General features: G+C 39.2%; 18 protein-coding genes. 5 read left to right on the top strand and 13 right to left on the bottom strand.

Annotated elements, in window-relative coordinates; translation table 11 throughout:
• Window positions 1-241 precede the first annotated feature (241 nt).
• Window positions 242-1,426 carry a VWA domain-containing protein gene (locus tag IV512_RS15810; protein WP_209405085.1) on the top strand — a complete coding sequence of 395 codons (1,185 nt, stop codon included), beginning with the start codon at window positions 242-244 and terminating at the stop codon, window positions 1,424-1,426.
• 55 nt (window positions 1,427-1,481) lie between these two features.
• On the opposite strand, the gene IV512_RS15815 is transcribed toward IV512_RS15810, so the two are convergent.
• A complete protein-coding gene (locus tag IV512_RS15815; RefSeq protein WP_209405087.1) occupies window positions 1,482-2,495 on the bottom strand; it encodes a type IX secretion system membrane protein PorP/SprF in 1,014 nt (337 codons plus the stop codon).
• A 214-nt stretch (window positions 2,496-2,709) separates the two neighbouring features.
• On the opposite strand from IV512_RS15815, the gene IV512_RS15820 reads away from it, so the two are divergent.
• The 4 genes from IV512_RS15820 to IV512_RS15835 all read left to right on the top strand — a co-directional run bounded on the left by IV512_RS15820 (window position 2,710) and on the right by IV512_RS15835 (window position 6,950).
• The gene (locus IV512_RS15820) at window positions 2,710-3,615 is read left to right on the top strand and encodes a NifU family protein (RefSeq protein ID WP_209405089.1); all 906 of its coding nucleotides are present in this window, start codon (window positions 2,710-2,712) and stop codon (window positions 3,613-3,615) included.
• Window positions 3,616-3,694: 79 nt separating this feature from the next.
• Window positions 3,695-3,895, top strand: coding sequence for a dodecin family protein (locus tag IV512_RS15825; protein WP_100869633.1), 201 nt, complete (start codon window positions 3,695-3,697; stop codon window positions 3,893-3,895).
• Between the two features lie 96 nt (window positions 3,896-3,991).
• The gene (locus IV512_RS15830) at window positions 3,992-6,028 is read left to right on the top strand and encodes a thioredoxin domain-containing protein (protein WP_209405091.1); all 2,037 of its coding nucleotides are present in this window, start codon (window positions 3,992-3,994) and stop codon (window positions 6,026-6,028) included.
• Between the two features lie 82 nt (window positions 6,029-6,110).
• The gene (locus IV512_RS15835) at window positions 6,111-6,950 is read left to right on the top strand and encodes a mechanosensitive ion channel family protein (protein ID WP_209405093.1); all 840 of its coding nucleotides are present in this window, start codon (window positions 6,111-6,113) and stop codon (window positions 6,948-6,950) included.
• Window positions 6,951-7,025: 75 nt separating this feature from the next.
• On the opposite strand, the gene tsaB is transcribed toward IV512_RS15835, so the two are convergent.
• From tsaB to IV512_RS15895, 12 genes are all read right to left on the bottom strand, one after another.
• Window positions 7,026-7,703, bottom strand: a complete 678-nt coding sequence (gene tsaB / locus IV512_RS15840) for a tRNA (adenosine(37)-N6)-threonylcarbamoyltransferase complex dimerization subunit type 1 TsaB (RefSeq protein WP_209405096.1) — start codon at window positions 7,701-7,703, stop codon at window positions 7,026-7,028.
• Between the two features lie 85 nt (window positions 7,704-7,788).
• On the bottom strand, window positions 7,789-9,141 hold the full coding sequence (locus IV512_RS15845) for a TolC family protein (RefSeq protein ID WP_209405098.1): 1,353 nt from the start codon (window positions 9,139-9,141) through the stop codon (window positions 7,789-7,791).
• A 31-nt stretch (window positions 9,142-9,172) separates the two neighbouring features.
• The gene (locus IV512_RS15850) at window positions 9,173-10,312 is read right to left on the bottom strand and encodes an efflux RND transporter periplasmic adaptor subunit (RefSeq protein WP_209405100.1); all 1,140 of its coding nucleotides are present in this window, start codon (window positions 10,310-10,312) and stop codon (window positions 9,173-9,175) included.
• Window positions 10,313-10,370: 58 nt separating this feature from the next.
• On the bottom strand, window positions 10,371-11,633 hold the full coding sequence (locus IV512_RS15855; RefSeq protein ID WP_209405102.1) for an ABC transporter permease: 1,263 nt from the start codon (window positions 11,631-11,633) through the stop codon (window positions 10,371-10,373).
• Between the two features lies 1 nt (window position 11,634).
• Window positions 11,635-12,864, bottom strand: coding sequence for an ABC transporter permease (locus tag IV512_RS15860; RefSeq protein WP_209405104.1), 1,230 nt, complete (start codon window positions 12,862-12,864; stop codon window positions 11,635-11,637).
• The gene (locus IV512_RS15865; RefSeq protein WP_100869641.1) at window positions 12,854-13,558 is read right to left on the bottom strand and encodes an ABC transporter ATP-binding protein; all 705 of its coding nucleotides are present in this window, start codon (window positions 13,556-13,558) and stop codon (window positions 12,854-12,856) included. Before IV512_RS15865 ends, IV512_RS15860 begins: the two co-directional genes overlap by 11 nt.
• Window positions 13,559-13,662: 104 nt before the next feature.
• The gene (locus tag IV512_RS15870; RefSeq protein ID WP_209405106.1) at window positions 13,663-14,778 is read right to left on the bottom strand and encodes an efflux RND transporter periplasmic adaptor subunit; all 1,116 of its coding nucleotides are present in this window, start codon (window positions 14,776-14,778) and stop codon (window positions 13,663-13,665) included.
• Between the two features lie 66 nt (window positions 14,779-14,844).
• Window positions 14,845-16,104 (bottom strand): ABC transporter permease, encoded by a 1,260-nt coding sequence (locus IV512_RS15875; protein ID WP_209405108.1) that lies wholly within the window; start codon window positions 16,102-16,104, stop codon window positions 14,845-14,847.
• A 33-nt stretch (window positions 16,105-16,137) separates the two neighbouring features.
• Window positions 16,138-17,382 (bottom strand): ABC transporter permease, encoded by a 1,245-nt coding sequence (locus tag IV512_RS15880; RefSeq protein ID WP_209405111.1) that lies wholly within the window; start codon window positions 17,380-17,382, stop codon window positions 16,138-16,140.
• A 100-nt stretch (window positions 17,383-17,482) separates the two neighbouring features.
• The gene (locus IV512_RS15885) at window positions 17,483-17,716 is read right to left on the bottom strand and encodes a hypothetical protein (RefSeq protein ID WP_209405113.1); all 234 of its coding nucleotides are present in this window, start codon (window positions 17,714-17,716) and stop codon (window positions 17,483-17,485) included.
• Between the two features lie 19 nt (window positions 17,717-17,735).
• On the bottom strand, window positions 17,736-18,275 hold the full coding sequence (locus tag IV512_RS15890) for a DUF420 domain-containing protein (RefSeq protein WP_209405115.1): 540 nt from the start codon (window positions 18,273-18,275) through the stop codon (window positions 17,736-17,738).
• A complete protein-coding gene (locus tag IV512_RS15895) occupies window positions 18,275-19,003 on the bottom strand; it encodes an SCO family protein (RefSeq protein ID WP_209405117.1) in 729 nt (242 codons plus the stop codon). The genes IV512_RS15890 and IV512_RS15895 overlap by 1 nt, the downstream gene beginning before the upstream one ends.
• Window positions 19,004-19,023: the final 20 nt, after the last annotated feature.

The following is a 19,023-nucleotide window of genomic DNA, read 5'->3' on the forward strand; positions in this document are numbered from 1 at the left end:
ATTATATGATCCAAAAAAATGCCTGTTTGACTACAGACCCCATAAAGACTACCATTCTTAGGCTTTCACTAAACCATATTGCCAGTTACCTTACTTAAAATACCGTTTTACTCATTCTCTATTTTTTCTTAGGGAAGTCGAAACTAGTTTTACCCCAGAATATTCATTAATAGAATTATTAATCGCTTCTTGAAGGATTCATTTCATCTTATATCCAACGGGAAAACTCAAAACAAAACATATGAAAACCAAAAGACTGATTTTTTCAGGATTGTTATTGGCCTTTACCGTATCGATCTACAGTTGTGAATTTAAAAAGGAAAGAAATAGCACTAAATCTTTATTGGCCGAGGTTTTACCCGAAAATGATAAAGAAATTGAACCTAAGAAAAATACGGTACAGATTGCTTTGTTGTTAGATACCAGTAATAGTATGGATGGTTTAATCAACCAAGCGAAGGCCCAACTCTGGGATGTAGTGAACAAGTTCACGCATGCCAAATGTGGTGACGATTCTCGGCCCGATTTACAAATTGCACTTTACCAATATGGTAACGACAACCTATCTTACCGTGAGGGATATGTTCAGCAAGTACTCGATTTTACCGGAGACCTTGATGAAATTTCAGAAAAACTTTTCTCTTTGACCACCAACGGAGGTGAAGAGTTTTGCGGTACCGTCATTCACAAATCATTACGACAATTGAATTGGGCCAAAAATCCTGATAATCTCAAGATGATTTTCATAGCCGGAAACGAACCTTTTACACAAGGGGAAACCCATTATAAAGATGCCGCGTCTAATGCAAAAGAGAAAGATGTTATCGTAAATACCATTTTTTGCGGCAACTACGAACAAGGTATTCATGGTAAATGGAAAGAAGGAGCGCTTCTCGCAGGCGGAGACTACATGGCCATAGACCATAATCGTGAAATCGTTCATATAAACACACCCTATGACGACGCCATTATCGATTATAATACCAAGCTTAACGACACTTACATTTCTTACGGAAGTCTAGGAAGCTTAAAAAAAGAAAAGCAGGCCGCTCAAGATGATAACGCTGCGGAACTTCAAGAAGCCGTAGTGGTAAAAAGAGCCGTAAGCAAAAGCTCACGTTTGTACAACAACAAAGATTGGGATTTGGTAGACGCCTCTAACGAGGAAGATTTCAGTGTTGGTTCGGTCGATAAAGAAGATTTACCCAAAGAGCTTAGAAATAAATCTCCCGAGGAAATTGAAACCTACATCTCAGAAAAAAAACAGGAACGTGCCAAAATTCAGGAGAAAATACAAGAACTCAATAAAAAAAGAGAAAAGTACATTGTCGAAAATCAAGATGAAAATAAATCTGGCGAACTGGAAAATGCTATGATCAACGCCATTAAAAAACAAGCAGAAGAAAAAAATTATCGCTGGGATTAATCGTATTTAAAGGCATAAACCACACGCTTTGGGCAGACTTTTGCCTAAAGCGTTTTTATTGTGCAGAAGGGCAATAGCAATCGTATTTTCGTTCTGTTTGGCCGAAGTCGTAACCAATCGTAATCTGATGAAAGCCACCGCTGTCAAAACGAATATCACCTGATTGGTACGAATAGTTATAGGAGACCATAAAATTCTTGATATTGGCACCTACGATGGGCGTGAACAGCTGTAAGCGCTGCTCGCCAAAACTATCATCGGTCACAAAAAGAGCCCCGTCAAGGCTTCTTCGATACGAAAGGCCTCCCCAAATTCTTCCGAAATCGACATCTTTATAAACTTTGGCGTTGAAATCAATTGTTTTTTCTGCAGTAAAATCGGTCATTTGAAAAAGTACGGAAGGTTCGTATTGCCATTCTTGTTTTCCAAATACGTATCCTGCGGAAATCAGATATCTTCTTAGGTTGTCGATAACCGGTATATTGTCGTTACCCTTTCCATAACGGTATAAATTACGATCACTTGCCAAAAGGTTATTGATGGCAAAATGTGCATAGAACTCCATAAGGTTATAAGAAAGTCCCAAATCCATATTAAAATAGCCTTCGCTCAATTTGGTTCCAGCTATCGCGTCATCGGGTTGCACTGAACGAAATTCCGATTCATCTAAACTGCTTTGTAAATAGGTCGGGCTCAAACCAAAAGAGACTTGATTCAAATATCGAGCATCGCCACCTAACTTTAAATGGTGGGCATAGGTTAGTTTCAACCCTGTTTGCGCGTGGTAACCGTTGGCATCATTAAAGAATATAGCACCAACTCCACTATTGCTCTCCCCTATTCTAAAATTCGCGTTTAACGTTTGTAGGTTAGGCGCATCTTCAACACTAAACCATTGCATTCTTGCGGTGGCCCTTATTTTACCACCTTCGCTGATACCGGCCATTGAGGGGTAGACCAAATAATAGTTATCCGCCAAGTAATCAAAATATACCGGTATACCCTCTTGTGCATTGGTTTGAAATCCGAACAGAAGGGAAACGAGCAACAATAATAAACGATGTTTCATTTACGTAAGGTATGGCTGGGTATAGAGAATCGACTAAATTTATGGTATAACGGATGAAATACCACAATATTATGTATCAGCGACATAGCCCTACGAGTTATCACAGTGAGACAAACGATGCCAAGCTAAAAAATTACAACAATAACGAATCAATACCCGCTATGAAATTGAACCTGATCTTTTAATATCGTATTTTTGTCACAAATAAATCGCAATGAAAGAATACAACATAACCGTAGTAAATACGAACAACCCTAAGATACTTAAATTTGAGACGAATCATCTCTTGACCAAGGGTAAGAACTACGAATTCAAAAATATTGACGATGCCAAAATATCACCCTTGGCCCAACAGTTATTCTACCTTCCTTTCATAAAGACGGTTTATATCTCAGGTAATTTCGTCGGACTAGAACGTTTTGATATTGTTGAATGGGATGATGTCAAAGGCGAGGTGGCCCAGCAGTTGGTAGAATACCTGAATGCCGGTGAACCTATCGTAAATGAAGAAGAGACCAAACAAAAAGAGGCTATAACTGTATATGCAGAGGTTACCCCTAACCCGGCGGTTATGAAATTTGTAGCCAATAAACGTATCGTACCAGGTACTTTTGAATTTAAAAATATTGACGAAGCCAAAGATTCTCCATTGGCCAAAGAACTTTTTCAATTTCCGTTTGTGAAAGAAATATTCTTTGACTTGAACTATGTTTCGGTAACTAAATATGATGTGGCCGAATGGGACGATATTACCATGAGCTTACGTGAACTGGTTCGTGATTATCTGGCCGACGGTAAAGAAGTAGTTTCAGAAAGCGCCACGGCACAGAGCCCTAACAGCAATGAAGCTGTATCGGCTACACCCAACCCTGATTTAGACGACACTTCTCAACAGATCGTTGATATTCTTGAAGAATATGTAAAACCTGCCGTTGCTAGTGATGGCGGAAATATTTTGTTTCAATCTTACGAAGAAGAAAGTAAGACTGTTAATGTTATCTTACAAGGCGCATGCAGTGGTTGTCCTTCATCCACATTTACACTGAAAAATGGAATAGAGACAATGCTTAAGAATATGATGGGTGACAAGGTGAACGAAGTTGTTGCCCTAAATGGCTAATGGATTCACATTTTAAGGGTTTCTGTTAATTTTCCGTTTCATATTGCGTATCTTGAGATAAATCTAAAAATAAGCAATTATGGCAGTTTTAAAAGTAATAGAGATATTGGCGAATTCTGATAAAAGTTGGGAAGATGCCGCAAATAATGCAGTAGCTGAAGCTTCAAAATCGGTTAAGAATATTAAGTCGGTTTATGTTAATGAACAGAGTGCTACCGTCAAAGATGGAAAAATGGACAACTTTCGAGTCAATGTAAAAATCACATTTGAAGTTAGATAATCTCATTTCTTCAACAACTTTACAAATGGCGTCCTTTTTTGAAAAAGAGGACGCCATTTTATTTCAATCCTTTTTTCTTCTCAAAGTATAATTCAAATGAAGAACGATTTCACCAACGACTTGATACACGAAACAAGCCCTTATCTCTTACAACATGCCCACAATCCCGTAAAATGGCAAGCATGGAGCGATAAAGCGTTACAAAAAGCTCAAGACGAAAACAAACTGCTTTTAATAAGCATTGGTTATGCTGCATGCCACTGGTGCCATGTGATGGAGCATGAATGCTTCGAAGATATTGAGGTGGCAAAGGTCATGAACAATAACTTTGTAAACATCAAAGTTGACCGAGAAGAACGCCCAGATATAGACCACATTTATATGGATGCCCTGCAAATGATGACCGGTAGCGGAGGTTGGCCCTTAAATATTGTTGCATTGCCCGACGGGCGGCCTTTCTGGGGCGCCACCTATGTACAAAAAGAAAACTGGAAAAAGGTTTTGTTACAACTGTCAACCTTACATCAAGAAGAACCTGAAAAAATTCTGGAATACGCTCAAAAAATGGAGGAGGGCATTAAGGCTATCAATCTCGTTGAAAACAATGATACCGACACTGTTTTAGATCTTACTGACATCGGCAATATTGTTCAAACGCTATCGCAATATTTCGATACCGATATGGGAGGCTATAATCGTGCTCCAAAATTCATGATGCCGGTAAACCTCAACTTTTTACTGCACTACGGTACCGCAAATGACAAGCTCTCGATTCTTGAATATGTCAACACCACACTGACCAAAATGGCCTGGGGAGGTATATTCGACCATGTAGGTGGCGGCTTTTCAAGATACTCGGTTGACAGCAAATGGCACGTACCTCATTTTGAAAAAATGCTTTACGATAATGGGCAATTAATGAGTCTCTATGCGAATGCCTATGCCGTGACCAAAAACCCACTATATAGAAGAGTGATAGAGCGAACGGCCGATTTTATTGAGAAGGAATTAATGAACGATAAATTCGGATTTTATTCTTCCCTCGATGCCGATAGCCTCAACACAGACGGAAAATTAGAAGAAGGTGCTTTTTATGTTTGGAAAGAAAATGAATTAAAAAGTCTTTTAGGAGAAAATTACGATATCTTCAAAGACTATTTTAACATAAATGAATATGGTTATTGGGAATATGAGAACTATGTATTGATCAGAAAAGCATCCGAAGAACAAATTGCGGCAATGCATTCCATCAGCATCGAAGATTTGAATGCAACAATTAAAGATTCTTTAGAAAAATTAAAAAACAACCGAGAGTCACGAAACAAACCGCGTTTAGACGATAAAATTCTCACCTCTTGGAACGGGCTGATGTTGAAAGGTTTTGCAGATGCATATCGTTATCTCAAAGAAAAGCGCTATTTAAACCTTGCCCTTAAAAATGCGGACTTTATAACCAATAATTTAATGCAAGATGATGGCGGACTCTTTCACAACCATAAAAATGGAAAGAGTAACCTGAACGGCTATTTAGAAGATTACGCATCGGTCATTGAGGCATTTATAGCACTTTATGAAGTAACCTTCGACGAGAAGTGGTTATTGTATTCGAAAGCCCTTTCAGAATACTGTCTGGCTAATTTTTACGATAAAAAAAGCGGCATGTTCTTTTTCACATCGACCAAAGACAGTTTTGTGATTCGAAGAACGGTTGAAACGGCCGATAATGTAGTACCGGCTTCCAATTCTATAATGGCTAAAAACCTGTTTAAATTATCAAGATATTTTTCAGTTGGCGAATATGAAGAAATTGCCAAGCAACAATTGAAAAATCTTCAAGACCAGATTATGAGAAATGGACAAAGTTTTGCCAATTGGATGCAGTTGGCGCTATACTTCAACGCACCTTTTTATGAAGTAGCCATAACCGGAAAAGACTTTAAAGAAAAAGCTAATGAAATTATGCCTCACTATCTGCCCAATACCATACTGGCCGGTTCTCAAAAAAATTCAGAATTACCTATTCTCCAAAATCGGTTTATTGAAGAAGAAACCTTGATACACCTGTGCGAAAAAGGCAGCTGTAAGCTCCCCATGACCCAAACGAATGAAGTTTTGACCCAATTGAACAACTAATGCATGCATTAACAATAGTTTAATTCACTTTCTTTGATGGCGCCTCGTATTTTTAATAAGTTGCGGCCTTAAAATAATTGAAATGACAGAGTTTACAAATATTGAAGAACATATTGAAAAAGCGATTGATTTTGCTTGGTTAATATTACCGAATTTGGTGATGGCCATAATTATTTTAATTGTCGGATTGTACATTATCCGATTCTTGAATAAAATGGTTCGAAAGTTTTTTCAACGTAAAGACTATGACCTTGCCTTAGAAAGCTTTCTTCAAAGTTTTATAAGCATAGCCCTGAAAATCATTTTGTTCGTATTAGTAATCACGCAGCTCGGTGTACAGTCGTCTTCATTAATTGCGATGATTGGTGCGGCGGGTCTGGCCATTGGTCTTGCTTTACAGGGTTCTCTCTCCAATTTTGCGGGTGGAGTACTGATTCTACTTTTCAAGCCTTTTAAGGCAGGTGATTGGATTTCAGCTCAGGGCGTAGACGGCTCCGTGAAAGAGATTACAATTTTCTACACTAAATTGAATACGTTCGGTAATCAAATAGCGGTAATACCCAACGGGCAACTCTCTAACAACAATGTAATAAATTACAATGCCATGCCTACTAGAAGAGACAATATCAAAGTAGGTATTGGTTATAGCTCGAATATTAAAGTCGCTAAAGACATCATGCTTCAAATTTGTGCCGACAACGAAAATATTCTTAAAGAACCAGCCCCTGAGGTATATGTCGATGGACTAGGAGATAGCTCGGTTAACTTGAGCTTGCGTTTCTGGGCCGAGAACGCTGTTTTCTGGGGCGCTCATTTTCATGTTATAGAAGAGACTAAAAAACGATTTGACGAAGCGGGAATTGAAATACCATTTCCTCAAAGAGTCGTACACGGTATTCCGCAAGAGACTCAAAAAAATTAATAAGTCAAGTTAACAAAGAGAAGAGGTTAGCTGTATTACAGTTAACCTCTTCTCTTTATTTATACCTCTAAAACCCTATTTCTTTTTCTTTTGCTGAAGGATAAAATCTTTTAGGTAATAGGGCTCAAAATAAGCGACATCTTCAAAATCTTTGGATAAGTATTTTTGATATGATAATTTACCCATTTCTTTGGAAGAAGGTACTACAGAACTTGCAAATTCAATGTTGGAACTGTTGAGCACTTCCCTACATTTTTCGGCACCCGAACCTGCAAGGATAACTCTACTATTTTCCCAATAGGTCTGAAAAGAATTTTCGTTGATAATTTCAGCATCGGTCGCTCTTATTTGATTGTGATTTTTATTGAAGATGGCCGAATAGACTTCCATACGACGTGCATCTAGTAACGGAATTATAAAATCAAGACTATTGTCATTTACCTGATGGGCCATACTTTCTAAAGTAGCTATTGATATTAGGGGCACATCCAATGAAAAGCATAAACCTTTTGCCGCGGAAACACCTATACGAAGTCCGGTGTAGGATCCAGGGCCTTTGCTCACCGCAACGGCTTCTAATTGAGACAATTCTAGCTGCGCATCCTTCAGAACATCTTCAATAAACACATGTAGTTGTTCAGAATGGGAATAATTAGGGGTGTCGTGCTCCTTAATCGCTAGAACAACCCCATCTTTTGCAACACTTACCGAGCAATTGGTAGTTGCAGTTTCTAAGTTTAATATTATCGCCATATGGCTGCAAATATAAACCTAAATCAACAAAAAAGCCCGTTCAGACCACTGCCGGAACGGGGCTAATTATATGTAGTAAATAAAGTTAATTCAGTTGCATTGGCAACCCGAAATAGAACTCTAATACTTTTAACCTAAAAATATAATCATATTTGGTTCGTACCACCTCTGCAGCAGCATTATCTACCCTAGATTGCGCTTGACTGAAATCAAATGCGTTCATCAAACCAACTTCATAACGTTCTTTCGAATAATCATAAGCCAGTTGTCTTGCCTCTAAGGTTTTTTGAGCCGCTTCATATGCTTTAGAAAAACTTTTGACATCAACATAAGCTTGGTTGATATTGGTTTCCAAGTCCAGCTTATCTTGCTCTAACTGTAGTTTTGCTTTTTCTACATTGATTTGTGAACGCTTAATATTATTTCTTACGCTAAACCCATTAAAAATGGGTATATTCAGTTGAGCTCCATAAGAAATACCATCATTGATCCAAAGCTGATTGGTCAAACTTTCTGCCGGAACAAAGGTACCTGTAGTGCTATCAAAACCGTCTTGGTCGGAATAGCGCGTGTTGTAATTAAAAAAAGCCGAAAGGGTGGGATATAGTGCGCCTTTTGAGATCTTCAAATCCTCCATGGCCAAATCTATATTCGATTGTGAAAATTTGATATCATTACGAAACGTAAGTGCTTTGGCAAAAATCTCTTTCGCCGACTGATTTGGAATATCGGAAGGCGGTACTTCGTAATCAACATCGGCTACATCGAAATTTTCATAATCGGTAATTTGAAGCAATTGTGCCAAGCTTATACGTGAGATGAGAACCAGATTTTCGGTATTGACGATTTGCTGCTCTAAACCAGCAGCCGTAGCTTCTATTTCCAACAAATCACCTTGAGGAAGAACACCGGCATCTACCAATTCGTTGGTACGTTTTAAGTCTTGCTCTGTAACTGCATATTGTGCTTTAAAAACCTTAAGCGTTTCTTTGTTCGACAAAATTTGCAAATATGCATTGGCGACGCGGAGGCGAATGTCATCTTTCAAATCATCTAATCTGTATTGATTCGCGATTTCGTTCAACTTGGCCCTGTTAAGTTGGTTTAGATTTCTAAGTCCATCGAAAAGTGTTAATGATGAAGTTACACCTCCGTTAGCAGTTAAAATTGTAGTCGTAACCGGCTGGTTCGTCGTCGGATCAAAAGAAAGACCCGTATTGCCGGAAGTACTTATCGAACTATTAACATTTGGCAACAACCCGCCCAAGGCATCGGAATGATCTATTTGTGCATTTTGAAGATCCAGTTCAAATTGCTCGACAGTCAAGTTATTCTCTACTGCATATTCGACACATTCTTGCAATGTCCATTTTTTATTTTGGGCAAAGAGATTTCCAACTCCAAAGAGGAGGAGTAAAACTATTAGTTTAAAGTTCATTTTTTGATTTTTTGATTATGATTGATGATTTTTATTCTTCACTTTCCTCTGACTCCTCGTCTTCTTCACCTCTTTTGATCGGTTCCGTTTTGTTCCATATTTTGACTTCGTCAGATTCACTGAGGCCTGAGACAATTTCTACATTGACGCCATCTGAAATGCCTATTTCAATATCCCTGCGCTCAAACTGCTGATCACCGGTAGAAACCTCAACATAGGGCTTGTCCGTTTTTTTATCGAATTGTAGCAAGGCTTCCGGTATAACTAAAATATCATCTTTCTTTTCTAAGACTAGGGAAGCATTGGCACTATAACCTGCTCGAATAAAAATGTCATCTTTCACCTCAACATCGCCTTCAATCTTAAATTGAACGGCACCGGTCTCCTCAATGCCCTTAGGTGCGATAAAACGCAGTTTTGCATCTAACTCTTTGCCCTCAACCGCTCCTAAACTAATTTTAAGGGGCGTACCTACTTCTAGCTTCGCTACTTCACCTTCATCTACTTTCCCCTCGAAAATCATTTTACTGAGATCGGCAATTGTCGCGATGGTCGTACCATCATTAAAGTTGTTACTTTGAATTACTTGGTAACCCTCTTCGACGGGTATTTCAAGAATAGTACCCTCTACAGTCGCCCTAATGTTGGTATTCGCGCTTGAAGACCCGCCAGCTGACCCCATGCGTATAATCTGGTAATCTGCTTTAGCGTTTTCCAATTCTTGAGTCGCCTGATCATATTGTAATTGAAGTGTATTAAAGTCTTGGCTCGAAATCACGCCTTTATCAAAAAGAGATTTATTGCGGTCATATTCGATTTTAATATTGTTTAAAGCCAATTCGGCATTTCTTACCCGCCCACGAGATTGGTTGAGCGACTGCTCATTTGGTACCACCTTAATAGTGGCAATTAAATCTCCGGACTTAACTTTCTGCCCTTCCTCAAGAAAAATCTTTTGGATTATACCTGAAATTTGTGGTTTGATCTCAATCTCATCTTCAGGAATTACCTTACCCGTAGCTACTGTTTTTTTCTCAATATTGCTTATAAAAGGGTTCTGGGTTTCGTATGTGATTGCTTCTTTACTATTCGATTTAATGAAGAATACGGCGGCCCAAAGAGCACCCAATACTAGCAATCCGATTAAAACATACTTTACGATCTTGTTCATTTCTAAGTTGTGTTTGTCTATTGGTATAGTTGTTTCTGTTTTTGTTACCTAAATCAGGTTATTCTTCCCTAAGGGCATCGATAGGTTTTATACTTACTGCCCTTTGAGCGGGTATAAGGCCTATCAAAGTTCCTAACACGACCATTATGGCAAGTGCACCCAAAACATAGGGTATAGGCACTGTAGGGTTCGTATAGGGGAAATCGATATCTTGGGTAAAGCTATTGATCATTGAAAGTGTAAGAGCACCTAGAATGATGCCCATAACACCTGCTATAACGGTCAAGAATACTGATTCTAAGATAATCTGATTTCGCACTTCTGCAGGGGTCGCGCCCAATGCACGACGTACCCCAAGCTCTTTTGTTCTTTCTTTTACGGAAATTAAGAGGATATTACCGATACCGATAACCCCCGCCAAAATGGTAGCAATTCCGACGATTAGGGAAAGAAATGTAATGCCATTGGCAAAACCCACGATTTTATTGAACTGCTCACCCAGATTAAAAGAACCAAATGCCCGATCATCATCGGGATGAACCTGATGGATATTCTTTAGAAGGTTAATGATGTTTTTTTCTACCTCTACCACATCGACATCGTCATAAGCGGCAATCGAAAACCAACCTACCTCTTCACCTGTGTTATACAGCTTTTTAAATGTTGTAAAGGGAATAAAAATATCGCCGTCACCACCAAAACCCCCACTTTGGTCAAATTTATGTATGCCTACGACCTGAAAAAAAACATCATCGATTTTAATGTAGCCGCCTATTGTTTCTTCGTCTTTATCAAAAAGCTCTTTTTCCGTGCGCTCTCCTATAACTGCCACTTTTCGAGCTTGCGAAATATCTTCGTCATTAATAAACCTGCCCCCATCATATATTTTTTTCGGTGCAATTTTGGTAAACGTAGGGTAATCACCGAACAAGGGGTAACTACCCACTTTATTGTTCCGACCAATCGATGGTGGCGTTGATCCAAAGAACCCTCTTACATTTCTAGGTGCTATGAATTCTACTTCCGGAATACGATTCTCGATCATAGAGGCATCCCCTATTTTCAATTGCATTGGTCTGCCCGTCTTGAAACCCTCGTATGGCATACTCGTATTCTGGGCCCAAACGAACATACTGTTCTTGGCAATACGTTCGAACATGCTCTCGAAGCCATTGTCCATACCCTTGGCAGCCCCTGAAAGGGCTATATAAATAAATATACCCCATAAAACCCCGACCACGGTGATAATTGTTCGAACCTTATTCTTACTGATCGATCCAAAAATCTCTTGCCATGTATTTCTATCGAATATAAATCGCATATTATTCGTCTCTTAATGCCACTATCGGCTTTATATTGGCTGCCCGTCTTGCCGGAACATAACCTGCAATAGCACCAAAAATAATAAGTACTATGGTGGCAAAAATTGCCATGGGTAAATCTATATAGGGGTTAGTAATAAAGAAATCTTCTAGTTTTTCGCCCATTGAACCTAAAATTGCAATACCAATGAGCATACCCACAAAACCGGAAATTGTAGTAATAAAAACTGATTCTAATAAAATTGTACTGATTACGGTTTTCGGGGTAGCACCCAATGCCTTTCTTATACCCAACTCTTTGGTGCGCTCTTTCACCACGAAGACCATAATATTACTGATACCAATAATACCGGCTATTATGGTACCGAAAGCTACGAAAGCAACTATAATTTGTAACACTCTGGCAAACTGCTGGTTCTGCTTCAATTGGTCTGCCACATTTCGAATAAAAATACCGTTCTGATCTTGCGGATTAATATATTTTTTCTCTCGAATGAACTTATCCAGGCTCTTCTCAAAAGCCATTGCACCGGCATACCCAATCGACGGCTTAAAGCCTATGACCATTGCATCTACCTTATCAGTATTTTTTTCAATAAGCTGCTGGGTGGTATAGGGTATAAAAATATTACGCTCTTCCCGATCACCCCCATCATCTTGAAAAACACCTATGACCTTATAAGAACTTCCCCCTACATCTATATATTTACCTATGGAGTTTTTAGCACCGAACAAATCTTGCTCTACCAATCTACCGATAACCGCATTCTTGGTCTTGTTCTCTATATCCATGACATTGAGATAACGACCTTTCATCATAATGGTCATTTGGCTAAACTGATGAGAAGGACCCACGGCCCAGGTAGAATAACTATTTGACTCATTTTTATAGGCAACTGTGTCTTGTCTAATTATTCGTGGACTTATGTATTCAAGAAATAAAGGGAAATTCTTTTCGATATCTTGTATATCAGAATTATCGAACTCAATAGTTCTATTGGCCTTATAGCCTTTATACGGCATTGTGGTTCGCCCGGTAAACACCATAAAAACATTGGTCGCATCATCGGAAAAGAAGTCATCAAATGTGTTGATGAGACCATTACCGAAACCGAAAAGAACTACAAAAATGAGTATACCCAACGCTACGGTGAATCCCGATAAGAAAGTACGGAGCTTATTCTTTTGAATAGTCTCGAAAATCTCTTTCCAATTATCTCTACTGAACATATTGTGCGGCCCTAACCTGTTCTACTTTTTTATCTTCGACAATAACCCCATCTTTTAAATGCACAATACGTTTGCACATTTGCGCGATATCTTCTTCATGGGTAACCACTAGAATGGTATTGCCTTGATCATTGATGTTCTGAATCAAATCCATAACCTCATAAGAAGTCTTACTGTCTAGGGCTCCGGTAGGCTCATCTGCCAAAAGCACCTTAGGTTCCGCCGCCATGGCCCGTGCTATGGCTACACGTTGCTTCTGCCCTCCGGACAATTCATTGGGTAGATGTTCGGCCCACTCTTTTAGCCCCACTTGGGTCAAATACTTAAGAGCTTTCTCTTCTCTTTGCTTTCTAGGTACTTTTTGGTAGTATAAGGGAAGTGCCACATTTTCCATGGCACTCTTGTAATTGATAAGGTTGAAAGACTGAAAAATGAAGCCTAAAAATTTATTTCGGTATTTCGCCGCCTTTGTTTCGTTAAGGTTTTTGATAGGCACCCCGTCCAAAGTATAATCACCAGTGTCGGCTTCATCTAGCATTCCTAAAATATTCAACAAAGTAGACTTCCCGGAACCCGAAGAACCCATGATAGCCACAAGTTCACCTTCTTTGATACTAAAATTCAATCCTTTGAGAACATGAAGCGAATTAGCTCCCATCTTATAAGATTTGTGAAGCTCTTTGATTTCAATCATCTGAAGTTTTGTTAGTTGTTATTTGATTTGAAAGCCAATTCATCAATTTGACCTTCAAGTTGTTGAATTGTTACATGATAATATCTAAATATTGTGTTAAATAATTATCCTCCCATATTTTCGTCTTTGACAATTGCGTTCCAAACCTTGATTTTATCTTGAGCTTCTATTCCAGATTTAACCTCGACGTAAATACCATCGCTGATTCCCAACTCGATATCTTTTCGCTCAAATTGCTGTCCGGCATTTTCAATTTCAACATAAGGCTTCTTGGTTTCACCATCATACTGCACAAGAGCTTCTTTGATAGCCAGCACACTGTCGGCCTTTGCCAAAATCACGGAAGCATTGGCACTTAGCCCGGCACGAATAAAAACAGAGTCCTGTTTCTCCAAAGTTCCTTTAATCTCAAATTGAATGGCACCGTTCTCTTCATTTCCCTTTGGGGCTATATAATCCAATACCGCATCAAATATTTTGCCCTCTAAGGCGCCGACCGTAATTTCAAGCGGCAGGTTTTCTTTAATTTTGCCAACTTCACTTTCGTCTACCTTTCCCTCAAAAATCATTTTGTCTACGTCTGCAATAGCTGCTATGGTAGTACCCTCGTTAAAGTTGTTACTTTCGATAACTTGGTTGCCCACCTCAACAGGCACTTCTAGCACCATACCGCTGACCGTAGCCCTAATTTGAGTATTGGCCGCATTGCCATAACCTCGGGCGGTACCCGTTTTAACAATTTCATATCTTTTATTGGCAGCTGCATAGGCCTGTTTACCTTGATCATATGAAACCTGAGCACGTTCTAAATCAACTTTGGAAATCACCCCTTTACCAAATAGGGACTTTTGACGATCTAAGTTTCTCAGCTGATCATCTAAATTAATTTTAGCTTCATCAATGGAATTTCTGGCGTCGTTCAATGCCGATAGATTAGGCACCACCTTAATTTGACACAACAAATCGCCCGATTTAACAAAATCGCCACCCTCAACAAAAACCTCTTCAATTACCCCTGAAATATTGGGCTTGATAAGTACTTCTTCTAAAGGAAGAATACTACCCGTTGCCATGGTCTTTTTGACTATCGTTTTCTTAGAAGCCTGCTCGGTTTCATAGGTGATAGGGTCTTCCGCATTCTTCTTGTACAAATAGTACATAGCCCCACCAAAAGTGACCACAATGAGTATTAGTATTATTCTGGTTACAGTCTTTTTCATGTTGATTGATGTTTAGTACTTATAATTCTATTTTGTTTTCTAAGTTGTTGTAATTATGGTTAGCCCTCACTCGGTTCGCAAAGCATCTATCGGCCTTACTTTTATAGCACTTTGAGCGGGAATAAAACCAGCGAAAAGACCTGAAATTATTAATATGGCCAATGCCCCTATGACCACACCAAGCCCAACACTAGGATTGGCGAACATATCTACCGGGCCGTTCATGTCTAATAAGGTATTGATACCATAGATAAAAAGAGCTCCCAAGGTAATACCTGCCATACCCGAAATAATCGTCAGAAAAATGGATTCCATTAAAATCTGAAGTTTTATAGACCAAGGATCTTCTCCTAAAGCCCGTCGGATACCGATTTCTTTGGTACGTTCCTTTACTACGATAAGCATAATGTTACTTACACCTATCACCCCGGAAAGCAATACCAAAATCCCCACGAAATAGGCAACGAACCGAAGTGCCCCGAACAAACTTTGTACCCTTTGAAATTGCTCGTAAAGGTCGAAATGACCAACCGCCCTTTGATCATCAGGGTGCACTTTGTGATTTTCTTTGACCACACCCATAATATTATTTTTGATACTCGTAATAGAGGTGCCGTCGTTAGCAGTTATTGCCATCCACCCTACATCGGTACCACGATTAAAAGCCTGAGAGAAAGAAGTAAAAGGCACAAAAATTTGTTTCTGGCCTTCTTCCCCATCGCCGTCGTTACTTTTCTTCTTATAAACCCCAACGACCAAAAAATTCACGCCTTGAATCTTAATGTAAGTGCCCAATGCGTCTTCACCTTTATCGTAAAGACCATTCTTGACACCTTCCCCAATTATGGCAATCTTTCTTTTTTCATTAATGTCGCTGTAATTGATAAACCGCCCGTCGATAATACTCATTGGGTCTTGCTTGATAATCTCAGGATAATCACCGTAGACATTATAAGCCCCTGTACGCAACCCTCGAACCACATTATTGGCTCCCCCAAAACCGCCTAATTGATTTCTGGGTGATATAAAACGAAGATTGGGCACCTTATCTCGAATAGCCTGCACATCTTCGGTCTTAAAAAGAAAACTTCGCCCTTTTGGTAGGCCCTTATAAGCTTTTGTAGTAGCTCTTGACCACATGAACATGGTGTTCGTTGCGATATCACCAAAATCTTGCATTATACCGTTTTCAAGACCTTTTCCCGCAGACAACAGAATAATGAGAATAAAAATACCCCAGAAGACCCCAAAAGCAGTAAGAACAGTTCTGAACCAATTACCGGTCAAAACCTCTAAAATTTCTTTCCATCTATCTTTATTGAACATATTCTTTGAAATTAAGAGTCTACTCTTTTCAACTTATTCATCTCTAAGTGCATCAATGGTATGAATATTGGCAGCCCTCCATGCCGGAAAAAAACCGGCAATTGCGCCCGCAAGAATTAGAACAAAAACCGTTGATACTGCGACAGGAAAGTTGACCGAGGGGTTCATTACATAATCTACCTCGATATGTGGGCCCGCAATTTCTAATAGTGCCATACTAAGAATGAGACCCGTGAATCCCGAAATTGCGGTAATAAATATCGATTCATGAAGAATCATACCTACTATCGACCATGGTTTGGCCCCTAACGCCTTTCTGATTCCGATTTCTTTGGTGCGTTCGCGTACCACTATCAACATGATGTTACTAACACCCACAACACCTGCAATTATGGTACAGATACCCACGAACCAAAAGAACAGCTTAATATTGTCGGTAAGGCTATAAAACCGCTTTGCCTCTTCAAGGGCACTCCAGACAAAGATGGCATTAGTATCATCAGGTGCGACTGTATGGGCTTGCTGTAGATATGAAAGTAGATTGCTCTTGAACCTTATGGAGTTGGCTACGGCTTCATCAAAGTTTTCTGCCATGGGTAAGGTGTACGCCAAATTATTGACACGATCACCTCCATTAAAAACTCGCTGTGCCGTGCTCTTCGGAATAAAAATTCGCTCTTCTTCACGATCTTCGGTTTCACCGAACAAACCGATAATTTTAAAGGGGATACCAGAAATCTCGATAAATTCGCCCATAGGAGTTTCCACTTCGTGAAATACATCTTTCGCTATTTTATTGCCGATAACGGCAACTTTGGCAGTATTAACTTCATCTTGATAACTGATAAACCTGCCTTCGGACATTTTAGCGTTCTCAATTTGCTGAAATTGATAGGAAACCCCCTGAACCCCATAAACCAAAGCTTCATTACCATAATTAACCGCAACGTTACGAACAAAAATTCTGGGAGATTTTAGTTCGATATCATCTTTTAAAAGTTCAGCAGAAAATTCATAGTCAGAATTTCGGAGCTCTATATTTCTACCAGGGTTCAGCCCTTTGTACTCTTTAGTAGTCGTACCCGGCCAAACCCATACGCTCGTGGCCGCATCTTGTGCAAACTCGTTGGCGATTCCATTTCTGAAACCTTGACCAAAACCCAATAAAATAACGAGTATGAAAATTCCCGAAGCAACGGAGAGTCCCGTGAGAAACGTCCGTAGCTTATTTTTACGGATTGTATCAAAGATTTCTTGCCACCTTTCGATGTCGAACATGTGATTGATTTATTGATTGATGAACACGACTAGGGGAAATCGTGCATCTATAAGACTGTTCAGAAATCGTATTGTTACAGATAAACTACTAAAAGAAATGTTAAATTTTTCTTGAGGCCTTGGGCCTCATCTTTTTATAAATAAAGTAGAAAAGACCTGCAACCAATATATAAGGTATCGCCATCAGGTATACAATACCATTATTTACACCTTCGGCAACATCGGTATTGCCATTGCTTTCTAGAACCGCTCTACACATAGCACACTGCGCCTCTATGAATTGCGGCGATGTAAGTAGAAGTGCGAATATGAAAATATTAAAAGAGCGTTTCATTATTTAAACTATTTTAAACTTAAACTGGGTAATAGGGAGCTATCAACAAGTAGACCACAACCCCGGTAATTGCAACATAAAGCCATAAAGGAAAGGTTATCGAAGCCCACTTTCTGTGTCTTTCAAAATTTTCTAAATAAGCAAAGGAATAGGTCTTTAAAACCAAAGGGATAATGGCTACCGACAGAAGAATATGGGTAATCAGAATGAAATAATAAATATATTTGATCATACCCTCACCGCCAAAAGTAGTGGACTCCGAAGTCATATGATAAGCAATGTACATCACCAAAAAAAGCAACGATAGCCCGATACAAATATTCATCAGAAATTGGTGCAATTTTTTTTTGCCTTTCAGTATCGCCCATACTGCACAACAGAGTATCAAGGCAGTCAAACCATTAATCGAGGCGTAAATGGGCGGCAGAAAACCCAAACGCTCAACATCTGGAATCTTTACACCAAACAATAGTGCAACAACAACTGGCACTACGATAGACACTACTGTAATCAGTTTGTTAAACTTTTTCTCCTTTACTGAAACACTATGACTATCCATTATTCTTCTAACAACTTTTTTATATCCTCTTTTAGAATAGAAATCTGTTCTTTTTCGCCATGGTCATTCTCACCTTGGTTTTCAGTAATCGCCCCACGATAATAAATTATAGGGTTACCGAAATCATCTACCCGAGACCTCAAATACCCATTCTTATCTACCAATGCAAAAAGACCGGAATGCTCAAAGCCTCCAGGCGCATCTGACTTTTCAGCCGCAAAAATATTAAAGCCTTCATTAGCCAATCGATAGATTTTTTTGCGATCACCAGTCATAAAATGCCAATCTAAATGGGTAACTCCGTTCTTCTCGGCATAGGCCTTTAAAACAGAAGGTGTATCTACATTCGGGGTAATCGAAAAAGAAGCAATACCAAAATTGTTTTCAGCTTGAAATTCATTCTGCAAGGCAACTAAGTTTTCAGTCATTAACGGACAGATAGAGGGGCAGCTGGTAAAGAAAAAATCTACAACAAATACCTTCCCCCGGTAATCACCATCGCTAATCACCAAACTGTCTTGATTATAGAACTCAAAAGAAGGAACCCGACGCTTTTTACCATCAGACAATACATAGGCCAACTCGCCCGAATTATCCTTTACGTTCATGCGGTCGTTCTCCACAATAGTTCCGGTATTTACCCTATCAACTATTCTCGGAATGAAAATAATACCGAAAATCAATATAATCAGAGAAACCCAAACGTATGTATATTTATTCTTTTTCACAGAATTAATTCTTCTTGTTC

The organism is Pseudozobellia sp. WGM2 (assembly GCF_017810075.1).
Classification (GTDB): domain Bacteria; phylum Bacteroidota; class Bacteroidia; order Flavobacteriales; family Flavobacteriaceae; genus JADNYK01.

Coding starts and splice junctions, on each gene's coding strand:
- IV512_RS15880 (WP_209405111.1), bottom strand. CDS start 17,382: ATGTTCGACATCGAAAGGTGGCAAGAAATCTTTGATACAATCCGTAAA.
- IV512_RS15815 (WP_209405087.1), bottom strand. CDS start 2,495: ATGAAACATCGTTTATTATTGTTGCTCGTTTCCCTTCTGTTCGGATTT.
- IV512_RS15820 (WP_209405089.1), top strand. CDS start 2,710: ATGAAAGAATACAACATAACCGTAGTAAATACGAACAACCCTAAGATA.
- IV512_RS15870 (WP_209405106.1), bottom strand. CDS start 14,778: ATGAAAAAGACTGTAACCAGAATAATACTAATACTCATTGTGGTCACT.
- IV512_RS15860 (WP_209405104.1), bottom strand. CDS start 12,864: ATGTTCAGTAGAGATAATTGGAAAGAGATTTTCGAGACTATTCAAAAG.
- tsaB (WP_209405096.1), bottom strand. CDS start 7,703: ATGGCGATAATATTAAACTTAGAAACTGCAACTACCAATTGCTCGGTA.
- IV512_RS15890 (WP_209405115.1), bottom strand. CDS start 18,275: ATGGATAGTCATAGTGTTTCAGTAAAGGAGAAAAAGTTTAACAAACTG.
- IV512_RS15865 (WP_100869641.1), bottom strand. CDS start 13,558: ATGATTGAAATCAAAGAGCTTCACAAATCTTATAAGATGGGAGCTAAT.
- IV512_RS15885 (WP_209405113.1), bottom strand. CDS start 17,716: ATGAAACGCTCTTTTAATATTTTCATATTCGCACTTCTACTTACATCG.
- IV512_RS15825 (WP_100869633.1), top strand. CDS start 3,695: ATGGCAGTTTTAAAAGTAATAGAGATATTGGCGAATTCTGATAAAAGT.
- IV512_RS15810 (WP_209405085.1), top strand. CDS start 242: ATGAAAACCAAAAGACTGATTTTTTCAGGATTGTTATTGGCCTTTACC.
- IV512_RS15845 (WP_209405098.1), bottom strand. CDS start 9,141: ATGAACTTTAAACTAATAGTTTTACTCCTCCTCTTTGGAGTTGGAAAT.
- IV512_RS15850 (WP_209405100.1), bottom strand. CDS start 10,312: ATGAACAAGATCGTAAAGTATGTTTTAATCGGATTGCTAGTATTGGGT.
- IV512_RS15835 (WP_209405093.1), top strand. CDS start 6,111: ATGACAGAGTTTACAAATATTGAAGAACATATTGAAAAAGCGATTGAT.
- IV512_RS15830 (WP_209405091.1), top strand. CDS start 3,992: ATGAAGAACGATTTCACCAACGACTTGATACACGAAACAAGCCCTTAT.
- IV512_RS15855 (WP_209405102.1), bottom strand. CDS start 11,633: ATGCGATTTATATTCGATAGAAATACATGGCAAGAGATTTTTGGATCG.
- IV512_RS15875 (WP_209405108.1), bottom strand. CDS start 16,104: ATGTTCAATAAAGATAGATGGAAAGAAATTTTAGAGGTTTTGACCGGT.